1 pseudogene is annotated in these 751 nt (G+C 59.1%); it reads left to right on the forward strand.

Annotated features, from left to right (window positions below):
• Positions 1 to 751: pseudogene (locus ACWXWJ_RS10275) on the forward strand (malate synthase G); the annotation flags it as partial.

A 751-nucleotide genomic window follows, 5' to 3' on the forward strand; every position in this document is an offset into this window, starting at 1 on the left:
CGTCAAGGATCTGAACCTTGAGTCCGCAATCTCCACCATCATGGACTTCGAGGACTCCGTCGCCGCTGTCGACGCAACCGACAAGACCCTGGGCTACCGCAACTGGCTGGGTCTGAACACCGGCAACCTCACCGAGGAAGTGGAGAAGGGTGGCAAGACCTTCACCCGTAAGCTGAACGAGGACCGCGTGTTTACCTCCCGTGATGGTGAGGAGCTGCGTCTGCACGGCCGTTCCCTGCTGTTCGTGCGTAACGTTGGCCACCTGATGCAGAATCCGGCGATCTTGGATCAGAACGGTGAGGAGATCTTTGAGGGCATCATGGATGCCGTCATCACCTCTGCTGCTGCGATCCCGGGTCTGGATGAGAACAACCCGCGTCGTAACTCCCGCAACGGTTCGATCTACATTGTGAAGCCGAAGCAGCACGGCCCGGATGAGGTTGCGTTCACCAACGACTTGTTCGGTGCGGTGGAGGATCTGCTGGGTCTGGAGCGCTTCACCCTGAAGGTCGGTGTGATGGATGAGGAGCGTCGCACCACTGCCAACCTGGACGCCTGCATCGCGCAGGTCAAGGAACGCCTGGCGTTTATTAACACCGGCTTCCTGGATCGCACTGGTGATGAGATCCACACCTCTATGTTGGCTGGTCCGATGGTGCGTAAGGCGGATCTGCAGGCCGCACCGTGGAAGCTGGCTTACGAGGACAATAACGTTGATGCTGGTCTGGTGCACGGTCTGCCGGGTAAGGCA

Source organism: Corynebacterium sp. p3-SID1761, from assembly GCF_055862885.1.